General features: G+C 67.7%; 11 protein-coding genes. 9 read left to right on the top strand and 2 right to left on the bottom strand.

Going from position 1 to position 15,461, the window contains the following annotated elements; translation table 11 throughout:
• Positions 1-67 precede the first annotated feature (67 nt).
• The 6 genes from ACEN9H_RS14170 to ACEN9H_RS14195 all read left to right on the top strand — a co-directional run bounded on the left by ACEN9H_RS14170 (position 68) and on the right by ACEN9H_RS14195 (position 8,183).
• Positions 68-1,864 (top strand): family 43 glycosylhydrolase, encoded by a 1,797-nt coding sequence (locus ACEN9H_RS14170; protein ID WP_413675276.1) that lies wholly within the window; start codon positions 68-70, stop codon positions 1,862-1,864.
• Positions 1,865-1,967: 103 nt separating this feature from the next.
• On the top strand, positions 1,968-3,977 hold the full coding sequence (locus tag ACEN9H_RS14175; protein ID WP_413675277.1) for a glycoside hydrolase family 2 protein: 2,010 nt from the start codon (positions 1,968-1,970) through the stop codon (positions 3,975-3,977).
• A gap of 59 nt (positions 3,978-4,036) precedes the next feature.
• Complete coding sequence (locus ACEN9H_RS14180; RefSeq protein ID WP_413675278.1) at positions 4,037-5,344, top strand: extracellular solute-binding protein; 1,308 nt, start codon at positions 4,037-4,039, stop codon at positions 5,342-5,344.
• A gap of 9 nt (positions 5,345-5,353) precedes the next feature.
• Positions 5,354-6,241: a carbohydrate ABC transporter permease gene (locus ACEN9H_RS14185; protein ID WP_413675279.1), complete on the top strand. Its 888-nt coding sequence runs from the start codon at positions 5,354-5,356 to the stop codon at positions 6,239-6,241.
• Positions 6,238-7,062: a carbohydrate ABC transporter permease gene (locus ACEN9H_RS14190; RefSeq protein ID WP_371766387.1), complete on the top strand. Its 825-nt coding sequence runs from the start codon at positions 6,238-6,240 to the stop codon at positions 7,060-7,062. Before ACEN9H_RS14185 ends, ACEN9H_RS14190 begins: the two co-directional genes overlap by 4 nt.
• A gap of 5 nt (positions 7,063-7,067) precedes the next feature.
• Complete coding sequence (locus tag ACEN9H_RS14195; RefSeq protein WP_413675280.1) at positions 7,068-8,183, top strand: ABC transporter ATP-binding protein; 1,116 nt, start codon at positions 7,068-7,070, stop codon at positions 8,181-8,183.
• Between the two features lie 129 nt (positions 8,184-8,312).
• Here the strand turns inward: ACEN9H_RS14195 and ACEN9H_RS14200 are convergent, their stop codons facing one another.
• A complete protein-coding gene (locus tag ACEN9H_RS14200; protein WP_371770295.1) occupies positions 8,313-8,765 on the bottom strand; it encodes an ester cyclase in 453 nt (150 codons plus the stop codon).
• A 76-nt stretch (positions 8,766-8,841) separates the two neighbouring features.
• On the opposite strand from ACEN9H_RS14200, the gene soxR reads away from it, so the two are divergent.
• The gene (gene soxR / locus ACEN9H_RS14205) at positions 8,842-9,345 is read left to right on the top strand and encodes a redox-sensitive transcriptional activator SoxR (protein ID WP_413675281.1); all 504 of its coding nucleotides are present in this window, start codon (positions 8,842-8,844) and stop codon (positions 9,343-9,345) included.
• Here the strand turns inward: soxR and ACEN9H_RS14210 are convergent.
• The gene (locus tag ACEN9H_RS14210; protein WP_413675282.1) at positions 9,290-11,257 is read right to left on the bottom strand and encodes a BCCT family transporter; all 1,968 of its coding nucleotides are present in this window, start codon (positions 11,255-11,257) and stop codon (positions 9,290-9,292) included. The two genes, soxR and ACEN9H_RS14210, sit on opposite strands and share 56 nt — an antisense overlap.
• A gap of 356 nt (positions 11,258-11,613) precedes the next feature.
• Between ACEN9H_RS14210 and ACEN9H_RS14215 the strand changes: the two genes are divergently transcribed.
• Both ACEN9H_RS14215 and ACEN9H_RS14220 read left to right on the top strand, forming a co-directional pair.
• On the top strand, positions 11,614-12,618 hold the full coding sequence (locus tag ACEN9H_RS14215) for a LacI family DNA-binding transcriptional regulator (protein ID WP_413675283.1): 1,005 nt from the start codon (positions 11,614-11,616) through the stop codon (positions 12,616-12,618).
• Positions 12,619-12,712: 94 nt separating this feature from the next.
• Positions 12,713-15,454 carry a TonB-dependent receptor gene (locus ACEN9H_RS14220; RefSeq protein ID WP_413675284.1) on the top strand — a complete coding sequence of 914 codons (2,742 nt, stop codon included), beginning with the start codon at positions 12,713-12,715 and terminating at the stop codon, positions 15,452-15,454.
• Positions 15,455-15,461: the final 7 nt, after the last annotated feature.

A 15,461-nucleotide genomic window follows, 5' to 3' on the forward strand; every position in this document is an offset into this window, starting at 1 on the left:
GTGCCAACCGTGCATCCCGCCCGGGCCGCTTGGGGTAAGCTCTGCGGCAAAAATCAGGGAGGGGACGATGGGATCGCTACCGTATCTCGGCGCACTGGCAGTCGTACTCGCCGCACCCGCATGGGCGGCGCCCGCCGCCACCTATCGCAATCCGCTCCCCGTCCACCTGGCGAACGGCGAACCCGCCCAGAATTGCGCCGACCCGGCCGTGCTGCGCGACCCGCGCGCGAAGACGCCCACATGGTACCTGTATTGCACGAGCGACCCCGTCAGCAAGAACGAGCGCCCGCTGGACGGCGAGAAGGGCGACTGGCACTTCCACATGATCGCCATCTACCGCTCGACGGACCTGGTGACGTGGAACTACGTGGGCGACGCGTTCGCCGACCGCCCGGCCGGGCTGGCGGCGCCCACGTCCGGCCTGTGGGCGCCGGAACCGGCCTTCCTCAACGGCCACTACTACCTGTATTTCACCGTGACGGACGTGGCCGACGCGCACAGCCCGGAAGCCGGCTGCGACAAGGACAGCGCCATCGGCGTCGCGATGGCGGACAGCCCGGCCGGTCCGTGGGTGCCGGCGGCGCAACCGGTGGTGCCGCCGCGGCGCGCGGGCCCCGGCTGCGACTTCCAGTGGACGTTCGATCCGAAGGTCGTCGAGGACGGCAACCGCAAATGGATCTATTACGGCAGCTACGGCGGCGGCGTGTACGTGCAGCCGCTGCGATTCGACGGCCTGCAGGCCGAGGGCACGCCGCGCAAGGTGGGCGCGGCGTGGCGCTACGAAGGCGCGGAGGTGGTCAGGCACGGGGGCTGGTGGTATCTGTTCGGCTCCACGACGGATTGCTGCAACGGCCCGCTGACCGGCTATGCCGTCTACGCGGGCCGGGCGCGCACACCGGCCGGGCCGTTCGTCGACCGGCTGGGCCAGGACCTGGCCGCACCCCGCGCCGGCGGCACGCCCGTCCTGTTCCAGAACGGTAACCGCTGGGTCGGCGTGGGCCACAACACGGTCTTTCCCGACGCGGCCGGGCAGTGGTGGACGATCTACCACGGCATCGACGTGAACGAGCCGTTCTTCAGCGCGCGCGACAAGCTGACGCGGCGCCTCGCGCTGCTCGACCGTATCGACTGGGTCGACGGCTGGCCCGTCGCGCGCGGCGCGCCCAGCGACGAACCCCGGCCCGCGCCGGCCACGGTCGCCGGTACGCGCCCGCGCGCGTTGATGCTCGCGCCGGCGCCCGCGGAGAACGCGAGTTCCGGGTGGACGGACACCTTCACCGGCGCGAAGCTGGACGAGCGGTGGACGTGGCAGCGCCCGCCGGCGGGCGACGCCTGGTCGACGGGTTCCCAGGGACTGACGGTGACGACGGCCGCGACCGACTTGCATGTGGACACGAACACGGCCAGCGTGCTGCAGGCGGCGCTGCCGGACGGCGACTACCGCATCGAGACGGTCGTCAGACTGGACGTGCCGGACGGCTGCTGCAAGACGGCCGTGCAGGCGGGCCTGGTGGTGATGCGCGACGACGACAACTACGTCAAGCTCGTCGAGATGGCGCACGGCGGCCTGCACCAGGTCGAGTTCGCGAAGGAGCTGTCTCCCGTGCCGGCCGCTTATCCGCGCTACGGCAACACGGTCGCCGGCACGCCGGGGACGACGACATGGCTGCGGCTCGATGTCCACCGGGGCGGGGGGGATGAACGTTATACGGGGTATTCGAGCCGGGACGGCAAGACCTGGGTCGGGGGCGGCACGTGGACGCATCGCCTCGGACCGCAGGCGCGGCTGGGCCTGGTGGCGATGGGCGGCACCGGCTACCGCGCGGTGTTCGAACGCGTGGCCGTGTCCCGCCTGTCTCGTTGATGCGACGCCGTGCGTATCGCTTTGTAACCGCTGGTGAAAGGGCTTGCCAGCGGCAGTCACGGCTCCTAGAGTAGGCCGTACAGAAGAAGCAAGGAGCGCAAACGTGGAATATCCCCGCCCACAATTGCGGCGCGCCGCCTGGCGCAGCCTCGACGGCCCCTGGCAGGCCATGTTCGACGACTCGACCCTCTACGTCGATCCGGCCGACGTGCCGTTCGACCGCACGATCGTCGTCCCGTATCCGCCCGAAGCGCGCGCCAGCGGCGTGCACGACCGCGGCTACCGCCGGCGCGTGTGGTACAAGCGCCAGATTTCGCTCGATCCCGCGCTGCTGCCGGGACCGGAGGAGCGGCTGATCCTGCACTTCGGGGCCGTCAATTACCGGGCCCGCGTCTGGATCAACGGGCGCTTCGCCGTCGAGCACCGGGGCGGCCACAGCCCGTTCTCCCTCGACGTCACGCGCCACCTGGATGGCTCGATCCTCGAGATCGCCGTGCAGGCCGAGGACGACCCGCAGGACATGCACAAGCCGCGTGGGAAGATGGACTGGGAGCCGGAACCGCACAAGATCTGGTACCCGCGCACGAGCGGCATCTGGCGCACGGTCTGGATCGAAAAGGTCCCGCGCGCCCACGTCGCGCAGCTGCGCTGGACGGCCGACGTCGCCAGATGGCAGATCCGCCTCGACGCCGACATCGCCCACGTGCCGGAAGGCGGCATGGCCAACGTGACGCTGAAGCTGGCCGGCCGGCTGCTCGTGGCCGACCGCTGCCTGCTGACCGGGCCGCGCCTGTCGCGCATCTTCCAGCTGCCCGATCCCGGCATCGACGACGCGCGCGGCCTGTGGATGTGGAGCCCGGAGAGCCCGCAGCTGATCGACGCCGAGATCGAGATCCGCTCGGCCGAGGGCAACCTGATCGACAGTGTGCAAAGCTACACGGCGCTGCGCACGGTGAGCGTGGAAGGCGACCGCTTCGTGCTGAACAGCCGTCCGTACTTCCTGCGCATGGTGCTCGACCAGGGCTACTGGCCGGACAGTTTGATGGTCGCGTCGAGCGACCAGCTGCGTCACGACGTCCTGCTCATCAAGCGCCTCGGCTTCAACGGCGTGCGCAAGCACCAGAAGTCGGAAGACCCGCGCTGGCTGTACTGGTGCGACGTGCTGGGCCTGTGCGTATGGGGCGAGATGCCGTCCGCCTACGGCTTTTCCAGCGCGACGATCCACGGCGTGATGGAGGAGTGGAAGGAACTGGTCGAACGCGACATCTCGCACCCGTGCATCGTCGCGTGGGTGCCGACCAATGAATCGTGGGGCGTGCCGGAGCTGATGAACGACCGGCGCCAGGTCGATTTCGTGCGCGCCCTCTACCACATGACGCGCGCGCTGGACGGCACGCGGCCCGTCGTCGGCAACGACGGCTGGGAAATGCCGTGCGGCGACCTCGTGTGCGTGCACGACTACGAGCAGGACCCGACGGTGCTGCTGGAGCGCTACGGCACCCGCGACGCCGTCGCCTACACGCTGGAACACGTGCAGCCGGACCGGCGCCGCCTCGTCATCGACGGTTTTACGGGCCTGGGCCGGCCGCTGTTCCTGTCCGAGTTCGGTGGCATTGCCATGTCGAAACCCGGCGAGGAATCCGGCTGGGGCTATTCGGTGGCGAAGGACAGCAAGGAACTGCTGCTCCGTTACCAGCAGCTGATGTCGGCCGTGCACCGGTGCCGGCCGCTGTCCGGCTTCTGCTACACGCAGCTGACGGACACGTTCCTCGAAAAGAACGGCCTGCTGACGGAAGACCGCGTGCCGAAGGCGCCCATCGAGGCGCTCGCGCAGGCCACGCGCGGACCGCAGGCGCACCTGCAGGACTGGGTGCTGGATCCCCTCGGCCACAGCCAACGCTGGCGCGCTCGGCGGGGGCCCGATTTCCCTGTCGAGTGGACGCGCGTCGGAGAAACCGCAGAAGTGCTAGCCTATCCGGGAGAGCGCCAGTCGCCGCAGGTCGACGCGCCGGACATCCCGCCGACCGAGCCAGGTCCGGCCGCGGGTCCTCCGGGCTTCGAACGCCGCGGACGTGGCGGTCCCGGGGCGCGCGCACGGCGTAAAGTCGCATAAAGACAGCCTGACAGCCGCGCGCCACAACGGACAAGAAGCAAACACGATCAGGAGACAACGTGGCGCGACGCGGATTCCCGCGCGCCGCCGCGCTGGTTGCGACCCTGTTCCTCGGGCTGGCGGGCGTAGAGGCTCCCGCGCGGGCGCAGGTCGAAGTCAGGATGTGGACGCTGCTTTCGGGCGGCGACGGCGCGCGCATGCGGGCGCTGGTCGACGACTTCAACGCCAGCCAGCGCGACGTGCGCGTCGTCAGCACGACCCTCAAATGGGGTGAGCCTTTCTATACGAAGCTGATCACGGCCTCCGTCGTGGGCGCAGGGCCGGACGTCGCGACCATCCACCTGTCGCGCATCGTCAACCTGGCCGGCGGCGGCGTGCTGCGGCCGATCGCGCCCGCCGAGCTGGCGGCGGCCGGCCTGCGCGGCCAGGACTACCTGCCGCGCCAGTGGGCCAAGGCCCAGTACCAGGGCGCCACGTACGCGGTTCCGCTCGACGTGCACCCGTTCGTCCTGTACTACAACAAGACGCTCGCGGGCAAGGCGGGCCTGCTCGACGCGGACGGCAGGCTGAAGCCGATCGTCGGCGTGGACGCGCTGACGGACGCCTTCCGCACCGCCACCGAGCGCACGGGCCAGCGCGGCCTGACGATGGAAAGCAGCCAGAGCTCCTACGCGATCTGGCGCCTGTGGCTGGCCATGCTCGCGCAGCAGAACGTCACGATCATCGCCAACGGCCGCTTCACGTACGGCCCGGCCGGCGCGGCGACGCTGGCCCGCATCAGCGACTGGTTCACGAAGGGCTATGCGCAGGCGGGCCTCGACTACCCTGCGTCGACGAGCCAGTTCATGGGCGGCGGCGCCGCGTTCATGCTGAACGGCGTGTGGGAAGTGCCGGAACTCGTGCGGGCGACGAAGGCCGGCACGCTCGGCTTCGAGTACGGGATCGTGCCGCTGCCGAAGATGTACACGAACGCCTCCACCTGGGCCGATTCGCATGCGTTCGCGCTGCCCGCGAACCCGGGCCATGAACCGTCGCCGGAAAAGGTGAGGGCGGTGATGCGCTTCATTGCCTATGTCAGCACGCATTCGCTGGGGTGGGCGGAGGGCGGCCACATCCCCGCGTACAAGCCCGTCACCGAATCGGCCGCAGCGAAAAGCCTGATGCCGAATGCGATGTATGCGCAGGTCGCGAACGACGTCGTATACGATCCGGACGGCTGGTACATGGGCGCGGCCGGGCCGCTGGAAGCGATCGCGTCGAAATTCCTGCCGGCCGCGCTGTACGGCTACCTGACGCCGGAGCAGGCCGTGCACCGGTTCGAGACGGAAGCGGCGCGCCTCGTGCGCAAGCGTCCGCCGCGTTATTGAGGACCGCGCATGCGACGCGACGACCTCACCATGACCACGGCCCGCCGCGACACGCTCCCGGCCTGGCTGCTGCTGGCGCCTTTCCTCGTGGCGTTCGGCCTGTTCTTCTTCCTGCCGGCGCTGCAGACGTTCTGGCTCAGCCTGACGGAGAGCAGTCTCACGCGCACGAGCGCCTTCGTGGGCCTGGACAACTATCACACCTTGCTGAACGACCCGTCGTTCTGGGATTCGGTCGGCAACACGTTCTACTTTTCCCTGCTGACGGTGATCCCGCTGTGCGCCGTCGGCCTGCTGATGGCGATGCTCGTCGACCGTTTCACGCGCGTGCAGGGCTGGCTGCAGGGGACGTTCTTCCTGCCGTTCGTGCTGCCGATCTCCGTCATGACCCTGATCGCCGACTGGATGCTGCAGCCGTCGTCCGGCGTCGTCAACCACATCCTCGGCGGCCAGCGCGCGTGGCTCGCGGATCCGACGTGGGCGCTGCCCGCCGTCGCCATCGGCACGATCTGGTGGACGGTCGGCTTCAACATGCTGCTGTTCCTCGCCGGCCTGCGCAACATCCCCGCCGAACTGTACGAAGCGGCCGCGCTGGACGGCGCCCGCGGCTTCACCCTGTTCCGCACGATCACGTGGCCCGCGCTGCGGCCCGTCGCGACGACGGCGCTGATCCTGCAGCTGATCGCGTCGCTGAAAGTGTTCGGCCAGACGTACATCCTGACGAGCGGCGGGCCGTTCAACACGACGCGCGTCGCGCTGCACTACATGTACGAGACAGCGTTCACGCAGAGCGACGCCGGGTACGCGGCCGCGGTCGCGATGGCGTTCGTGGCGATCGTGATCGTGCTGTCGCTGCTGCAGGCGTGGCTCGTCAAGTTCCTGGCGGGGAGGGATGCATGAAGGCGTCGTTCTGGACCATCGCCGGCGCCGCCTGCGCCATCGTGCTCGCCGCGTTGTGGGCGTTCCCGCTGCTGTGGGCCCTGTCCACGTCGCTGCGGCCGGAGCTCGAGACGGTGTCGGCGAACTTCCACTGGCTGCCGCAGGACTGGACGCTGGAGGCCTACCGCAAGACCCTCGGCGCCGGCAACGTCGTGCGCTGGCTGTTCAACAGCTTCCTCGTCGCGTTGCTGGTGACGGTCGTGACGATGGCCATCAGCCTGATGGCCGCCTACGCGTTTTCCCAGTTGCGCTTCCGGGGCCGCGGCATCGTGTTCGGCATCGCCATGCTGGGCTTCCTGCTGCCGTTCGAGGCCCTCCTCGTGCCGCTGTTCCGCACGATGCACCAGCTGGGTCTCATCAATTCGTACGCGGGCATCGTGCTGCCGCAGGTCGTGTCGCCGGTCGTGATCTATGTGTTCAAGCAGTTCTTCGACGCGATCCCGGCCGACTTCCGCGAAGCCGCCGTGATGGACGGCGCCGGCCCGTTGCGCGTACTGTGGAGCGTGTACCTGCCCATCTCTGGCAATATCGTGTGGGCGATGGCGATCGTGACGTTCATCGCGGCGTGGAACAACTTCCTGTGGCCGTTCATCATCGTCACGTCGAACGACATGATGACGATCCCGCTGGGCCTCACGCAGACGTACGATGCGTTCGGCGTGCGCTACGCCCAGCTGATGGCGGCCGCGTTGCTCGGCGCCTTGCCGGTGGCATTGGCGTACGTACTGTTCCAGCGCCGCGTGACGCAGGGCTTCCTGGCAGCGAGCGGATTGAAAGGATAGATTCCATGGCATCGGTAAGGCTGCGCGGCATCCGCAAGACATATGGCGACAATCCCGTCATCAAGGGCGTCGACCTGGACATCGAGGACGGCCAGTTCGTCGTCTTCGTGGGGCCGTCCGGCTGCGGCAAGTCGACTCTCCTGAGGATGATCGCGGGTCTGGAAGACATCACGGACGGCACGCTGGAGCTCGGGGGCGTCGTCAGCAACACGGTGGAACCGGCCCGGCGCGGCATCGCGATGGTGTTCCAGAGCTATGCGCTGTACCCGCACATGACGGTCGCCGAGAACATGGGGTTTGCGTTGAAGCTCGCGAAGGTGCCGAAGGCGGAGATCGGCCAGCGCGTGCGGCACGCGGCGGAGATCCTGCAGATCGCGCACCTGCTGGACCGCAAGCCGAAGGCGCTGTCCGGCGGCCAGCGGCAACGGGTCGCGATCGGCCGCGCCATCGTGCGCAAGCCGGAAGTCTTCCTGTTCGACGAACCGCTGTCCAACCTGGACGCCGCGCTGCGCGCCCAGACCCGCGTGGAACTCGCGCGCCTGCACAAGGACCTGAAGGCGACGATGATCTACGTGACGCACGACCAGGTCGAGGCGATGACCCTCGGCCAGAAGATCGTCGTGTTCAACGGCGGCCGCATCGAACAGGTGGGCACGCCGCTGGAACTGTACGAGCGGCCGGCGAACCTGTTCGTCGCCGGCTTCCTCGGCTCGCCCCGCATGAACGCGTTTCCCGCCACGCTGGCGGGGCACACGGGCGGCCTCGCGACCGTGCGTGTGCCGGGCGGCGGCATGGCGCAGGTGGCGGCGGATGCGAGCCAGGCGCAGGGCGGCGCCACGCTGACCCTGGGCGTACGTCCGGAGCACCTGCGGCTGGAGACCGGCGGCGAGGCCGGCATCCCGGGCCGGCTGTCGCTCGTCGAATACCTCGGTGACGTGACGCTCGCGTACGTGCAGGTCGATGGCGTGGACGGCATGGTGGCGGCCAAGTGTGCACCGGACGTGCCGCTGCCGACGCCGGGGACCGCTGTGCGGCTGCGGTTCGATCCGGCGCGGGCGTGGTTGTTCGACGAGCAGGGCGGCGCATTGCCGGCGTTGCGGGAACAAGTGGCGGCTACCTAGAAACCGTCATCCCCGCGCATGCGGGGATCCATACTGAGCCACAGAAGCCGCTCCGGCAAACCTGTGCGACTTCGGCAATCTACCGGATTCTGCTGCTCAGCATGGGTTCCCGCTTGCGCGGGAACGACGTCAGATCGGCCGCTGCCCGCTTGCTTCGACAAACGATTTCGGCACCACGCCAATCTGCTGCAGCACCCCCAGCCGGTCCGCCTGCAGCCACGCCCGCACGATCAGCCCGTCGCGGAGGTGGTAGATCACATTCCCTTCCTGCGTCACCTCCGCGAGACTCGGCTTGATGCCGACGAAGCGCCCGCCATGCACGCCCCGGAACGTCCAGCGCACGGCGACCCTGTCGTCCTCGCCGAACACGTCGTGCAGCTCGAAACGCACGCCCGGAAAGCCCGTCAGCACGGCTTCGATGGTCGCGCGGAATTCGCGCGGCCCCCGTTCGCCGCGCGCGCCGACGAAATCGGGGGCGATCAGCGATTCGAGCCGGTCCAGGTCGCGCCCGTTGATGCACTCTTCGTACAGCGCCCGGACCAGGGCCTTGTTCATGGCGGCGGCATTCGTGCGATCGTTCATGCGGTTCTCCTCGTGGTTGCGTGTCGATGCAAAGCAGTGTAAAACCTCAACCAAACTTGAGGTCAAGAGGATTTTGATGGCAAAGATAGACCCGGCCGACATCGGGCGGCCATTGACGGTGGGGGAGGTCGCGCGGCGCGCGGGCGTGGCCGTGTCGGCCCTGCATTTCTATGAATCGAAAGGGCTGATCCGCAGCGTGCGCAGCAGCGGGGGCCAGCGGCGCTACGGGCGCGACGTGCTGCGGCGCGTGGCCGTCATCAAGGTCGCGCAGCGCATCGGCATTCCGCTCGCGTCGATCAGCGCGGCGCTGGCGTCGCTGCCGGAAGAGCGCACGCCGACCAAGGCCGACTGGACGCGTCTGTCCAGCCTGTGGCGGCGCGAGCTCGATGAACGCATCGACCAGCTCACCCGGCTGCGCGACCAGCTCGACGACTGCATCGGCTGCGGCTGTCTGTCGATCGAGGCGTGCCGGCTGCGCAATCCGCTGGACGAATTGTCGGAGCAGGGGTGCGGCCCGCAACTGATCAGTGCATCCTCCGTGCATGACGGAACCGTGCATAGCGATTCAGGAGGTCGTTGATCAACTGTTCGCGCGTATAGCCGGTGACGTCGTGCTGCTGGTCGCCCTCGGAACTGTAGGCCATGGCCCGGTAGTGGCGCGTGTCGCTGTTCGTCCTCTCGTGCTCGGCCCACGCGAAATTCGGCGCGCGGAAGCTGCGCACGCGTATCGTGTAGCGGAACGTGCCGCGGTCGCCGTGGGGCACGTCCAGGTCGATCCGGCGGTCGGTCTCGGTCAGTGCGGGCGCCAGCCCGCTGTCCCGCATCTCCGCCGCCACTGCGTCGAGCGCCGCGCGTCCGGGCCCGCCGAGAAACGCCGCGATCTCGGGCAGGTCGTAGAAGCTGGTGATGCTGGCCAAGCGCTGCTGCCAGCTGAGGCCGACGTCCGGCGGCGTCTCGGCGGCAATCGACAGGTCGATCGCCGACCCTTCCGATTCCGACTGCAGGGCGCGCAGCAGGCCGTAGCACATGAGCAGCATCACCACGGCGAACGGCAATGCACTGGCGAGGGCAGCCGTCTGGAGCGCCTGCAAGCCGCCCGCCAGCAGCAGCACGGCAGCCATCATGCCCGCGCACACGGCCCAGAAAATGCGTTGCCAGACCGGGGGATTCGGCGCGCCGCCGGAGGTGATCATGTCGACGACCAGCGCGCCCGAATCGGCGGAGGTCACGAAGAAGGTAATCACGAGGACGGTGGCGAGGCCGGACGCGATCATCGACAGCGGCAGTTGCTCCAGCACTTCGAACAGGGCCACCGGAAGATTGTCGGCGACAGTCTGCACGATCGGCGCCGCGCCGCCCAGGTCGAGCCGGATCGCGGTATTGCCGAAGACGGTCATCCACAGGAATGTGAAGAGTACCGGCACCAGCAGCACTCCGCCGACGAACTCGCGGATCGTGCGCCCGCGCGAGATCCGCGCGATGAACATGCCGACGAACGGCGACCAGGAGATCCACCAGCCCCAGTAGAACAGCGTCCACTTGCCGAGCCAGACATTGGGCTCGTAGGCATACATGCGGAAGGTGCGCTGCACGACTTCGCCCAGGTAGGTACCGATGTTCTGGACATAGGCCTCGAGCAGGAATACCGTCGAGCCCGTGGCGAGGACGAACAGCAGCAGCGCGATCGCGAGGATGACGTTGAGCTCCGACAGCCGTTTCACGCCCTTGTCCAGTCCCGAGCCTGCGGACAGCGCCGCCATGCCGGTGATGATCGCGATCAGCACGATCTGCACCTGCGGCGTGACCGGCAGTCCGAACAGGTGCGCGAACCCCGCGTTCACCTGCAGCACGCCGAATCCCAGCGACGTCGCCACGCCGAACATCGTGCCCAGCACGGCGAAGATGTCGATGGCATGGCCGGCGGGGCCGTGGATGCGGTTGCCGATCAGGGGAAAGAGGCTCGACCTGAGCGTGAGCGGCAAGCCGCGCCGGAACGCGAAGTACGCAAGCGCCAGTCCGACCACGACGTAGATCGCCCAGGCATGAAAGCCCCAGTGGAAAAAGGTCAGCACCATCGCATGGCGCGCCGACTCGATCGTGCGGCCGGCGCCCACCGGCGGCAGCGCATAGTGCTGGATCGGCTCGGCGACACCGAAGAACAACAGGCCGATCCCCATGCCGGCGCTGAACAGCATGGCGAGCCAGGACAGGTAACTGTATTCCGGCTCGCTGTCGTCCGGCCCGAGCTTGACGTCGCCATAGCGGCTCATCATCAGGAAGATCACGAAGATCAGGAAGAACGCGACGGACAGGATATAGAACCAGCCGAAATCGCGCACGATGCCGGCCTGGAGCGTATCGAACAGGCTCCCGACGCGTTTCGGAAACAATGCCGACATGGCGGAAAAGGCGAGGACCAGCGCCGCCGACACGAAAAACACGGGCGGATTGACCTGGATCCATCGGCGTTGGCCCGGCAATGGGTTTGTCATATTGTTCACCTTTCTTGAGCGTTGTGCGGCCGCGCAGGTATCGTAATGCTACCCGGCATGCCAGGCAGATGTCGCCGGCAGGCTGCCGGGACGGGCGACAGGAAGGGATCGTGCTTGCTGAGCGGTCCGGGCAATCCCGGACTGTCATGGCTGGCGCCGGCAATGGATATCGCCGATCGAGGCGGAGCGCTCGCGGCGCGCGGCTGCGTTCAAGCTAAATTATAAGCAATTATGTGCATTTGCACAAATGTGCATAAGTTTAAATCAACTACAACGGACTAATAATTAGTGATAATGTTGTGCAACCGATGATCCCTTGCCGACACCTCGACATGACCAGGCCCCGCCGACCCACGATGACCGACATCGCCAAGCTGGCCGGCGTGTCGCAGTCGACGGTGTCGCTGGTCATCAACCACATGAGCGGGGCGAAGGTGTCGAAGGTCACGCGCGAGACCGTGCTCCGGATCGCGCGCGAGCTCGGCTACCCCGTCGAGCGCCACGCGCACCCGGCCGCGGCCCGGACCCGCAACCTGATCGTCTACCTGACCGACGAACTGACGACGAGTCCGCACGCGATGCAGACCATCGACGGCGCCAAGGAGGCGGCCTGGGAGCAGGATTGCCTCGTCGCCGTGTTCGCCACGCGCGGGGATCCCGAGCTGGAAGCGGCCGTGTTCGCGCGCATGCTGGATCATCCGGCGCTGCTGGGCGTCATCTATTCCACGATTTTTACCCGCGCCGTGACGGTGCCGGCGGCGCTGGACGCCACGCCGACCGTGCTCCTGAACTGTCACACGCGTGACCGCGGCCGCGCGTCCGTCGTGCCGAGCGAGCTGCTGGGCGGCTATACGGCGACCATGCACCTGATAGAGAACGGACACAGCCGCATTGGCTTCATCAACGGCGAGCACTGGATCGAGGCGGCGGCCGAGCGCCTGAAGGGGTATCGCCAGGCGCTGTCGACGGCCGACATCCCGTTCGATCCCGTCCTCGTGCGCGCCGGCGACTGGCAGGTCGCGGCCGGGTACGAGCACGCGCTGTCCCTGCTGGACCTGCCGCAGCGGCCGACCGCCTTGTTCTGCGCCAACGACCTGATGGCGATCGGCGCACTGGACGCGGCCCGCGAACGCAAGCTGTCGGTGCCGCGCGACCTGTCCGTGATCGGGTATGACGACCAGGATATTGCGCGCTACACGCACCCGCCGCTGACCACAGTGTTGTTACCAAACTACGAAATGGGCCGCTGGGCTGCCGATTCCCTCATCGCGCAATGCCGCGCGAACCCGTCCGCCAAGGCCATCATCAAGATGGAATGCCCTCTGGTGGCGCGCGATTCGGTGGCGCCGCCAAGGCTGTAAAACCGATCAAAAAGCGGGTTCAAGCGTGCGTCGGTTTGCCGACTTTTGCGTTAGCTTCCTGATAAAACTTATTACTAATAATCGGGAGATACGCATGACTACGTTCCAACGCCGGCCCGTGTCCGCGGCCATCCTCGTGTTGTTTGCGCACGCCGCGGCTGCGCAAACCACCGACGCGCAACCTTCCCCTACGCCGGGCGCGCAAATCCAGCAAGTGACGGTGACCGGCCTGCGCAGCAGCATCCGCAGCGCCGAGGCGATCAAGCGCGATGCCGTGCAGGTCGTCGACTCGATCAACGCGGAAGACATCGGCAAGTTCCCCGACCGCGCCGCCGGCGACGCCCTGCAGCGGATCGCCGGCGTGCAGGTCGGCCGCGACCGCGGAGAAACCAGCCAGGTGATCATCCGCGGCCTGCCGGACGTCGTGACGACGCTGAACGGCATGGAATACTTCACGGGGAACGGGCGCCGGCTGCAGTACCAGGACCTGCCCGTGCAATCGATCGGCGGCCTGGACGTGTACAAGACGGCGACGCCGAACCAGCTCGAAGGCGGCATCGCGGGCGGCATCGACGTCCGGCTGCGCCAGCCGTTCGACCTGAAGGGCCTGAACGTGACGGGCTACGTGGAAGACCGCCGCCAGAAGGTGAGCGGGTCCGACGCGACGTCGACCAAGAACAATCCGGGCGCGGGCTTCTCGGCCAGCAACCGCTGGAACACGAGCTACGGCGAGATCGGCGCGCTGGTCGACGTGGCGTTCAACCGCGAGCACTGGGGCTATCCCGTGCAGTGGGTGGACCGCCCCGACCGCGTGCACTCCATCGATGCGAACGGCGTCGGCACGCGGCTGGGCGACGGTCCGCTCGCGCCATTGACGCCGGGCGCGCGCCTCGGCGAGCTGCCCAATGTGGGCGGCATCTACAACGCGGGCGACCGCGACCGCGGCAGCATCCACGGCGCCCTCCAGTGGAAGGTCAACCCGACGCTGGAAGCGAACGTGCAATACCTCGGCACGGGCTACCGCGCGCGCAGCGAAGTGGATTACATCCTCGCCATCACGACGTGGACGCCGCGCCTGACCAACGTGCAGCTGGCGCCGCAGGGCGCCTACTGCGACACGCCGGAAGGCGTCGTGTGCCCGATCCAGTCCGCGTACGCGCAGGCCGCGCAGTATGGCGGGCCGTACGACTGGGATCCGTACACGGCCACGTCGACGTGGGGCGTGAAGGAACACACGACGTCGCACTTCCTGAACCTCGGCCTGAACTACCGCGAGGGACCGTGGAAGGCGAGCTCCAACTTCGGCTGGACCAAGTCGACGTTCGTGAACGACACGGTGATCGTCGACCAGCAGATCCCCGGCGCCAGCGTCGGCGTCTACACGTACGGCGCGGACGGCCACGGCGGCTACAACAGCGTGAGCACGCCCACGAGCCCGAACGCCCTGCGCGACCCGCGCGCTTTCGTGCTGCGCGGGATGGTGCAGAACTGGGGCATCTCGAAGGGCGAGCAGGTGCAGTGGCGCGGCGACGTGTCGTACCGGCTCGGCGACGGCTTCTTCTCGGGCATTGACGCCGGCCTGCGCCTGTCGAACCGGCTCGCCAGCTTCCACGGCGCGGAAGGCCACAGCGACATCGCGGGGGCGGTGCGCGCGAACCCCGTCGACGCGTTCGGTCCCGGCTTCGAAGCGCTGGTGCCGGGCCTCGACCGGCTCGGCGGGCCGTGGCTGACGCCGTCGCGCGACTTCCTGATCGACCAGGCCGACACCGTACGCGCGTTCTACGGCGCTGCTCCGGGCCGCGTGCCGGACGATCCGACCCGCACCTTCGAGCAGCGCGAAGGCACGAACACCGTGTACCTCGCGGCGCGCTGGAAGACGAAGGCGGGCGACGTCGACCTGTCCGGCACGGTGGGCGGGCGCTACGTCCACGTGGCGCGCAACCTGAACGGCAACAGCCGCATCGGCGACGTGGTGACGCCGATCGCCGTGAACTCGACGGAAAACAACTTCCTGCCCAGCGTTGCGGCCGTCGTCGGCTGGCGCGAGAACCTGCAGTCCCACCTCGCGGTCGGCAAGACGATCACGCGGCCGGACTTCGTGTCGCTGAACCCGGCGCTGTCGCTGATCCCTCCGACCGTCAACGCGCCCGGCACCGGCTCGTCCGGCAACCCGAATTTGCGGCCGACGCGCTCCGTGAACACGGACGCCACGCTCGAATACTACTTCCCGAAAAACGGCTACGCACAGATCGCGCTATTCCACCGCGACATCGAGGGCTACCTGCAGAACATGGAGTCGAGCGAGGTCATCAACGGCCAGAACTATCGCGTGACGCGTCCGCAAAATTCCGGCAAGGGCGCGTTGCGCGGCGCGGAATTCGGCATCCAGAAGTTCTTCGACTTCCTGCCCGGCCCGTGGAGCAATTTCGGCGCGCAGTTCAACTACACGTGGATCGACGGCGACAACCAGACGCCCGTCTCGCCGACGAGCACGGAATACCGCACGACGGCGCTGACGAATGTCGCGAAGAAGAACTACAACTTCGCGCTGTTGTATGAAGGGAACGGCATCACGGGACGCCTGACCGCGACGCACCGCGGCAACTACGTCGAGCAGATCGCCGAGCCGCGCTTCTTCCAGGACCGCATCGTCAAGGCCAGCACGTACGTGGACCTGAGCGTGTCGTATGCGCTGAACAAGAACCTGTCGCTGCAATTCGACGCGATCAACCTCACGCACGAGAAGTACGAAAGCTATCTCGGCTCCGAGATCCGTCCGCGCGACATCCGCTACAACCCGACCACGTACGGCCTCGGGCTGCGCTTCTCGCTGTGAGCGTGCC

The organism is Massilia cellulosiltytica (assembly GCF_047325105.1).
Classification (GTDB): domain Bacteria; phylum Pseudomonadota; class Gammaproteobacteria; order Burkholderiales; family Burkholderiaceae_D; genus Telluria; species Telluria orientalis.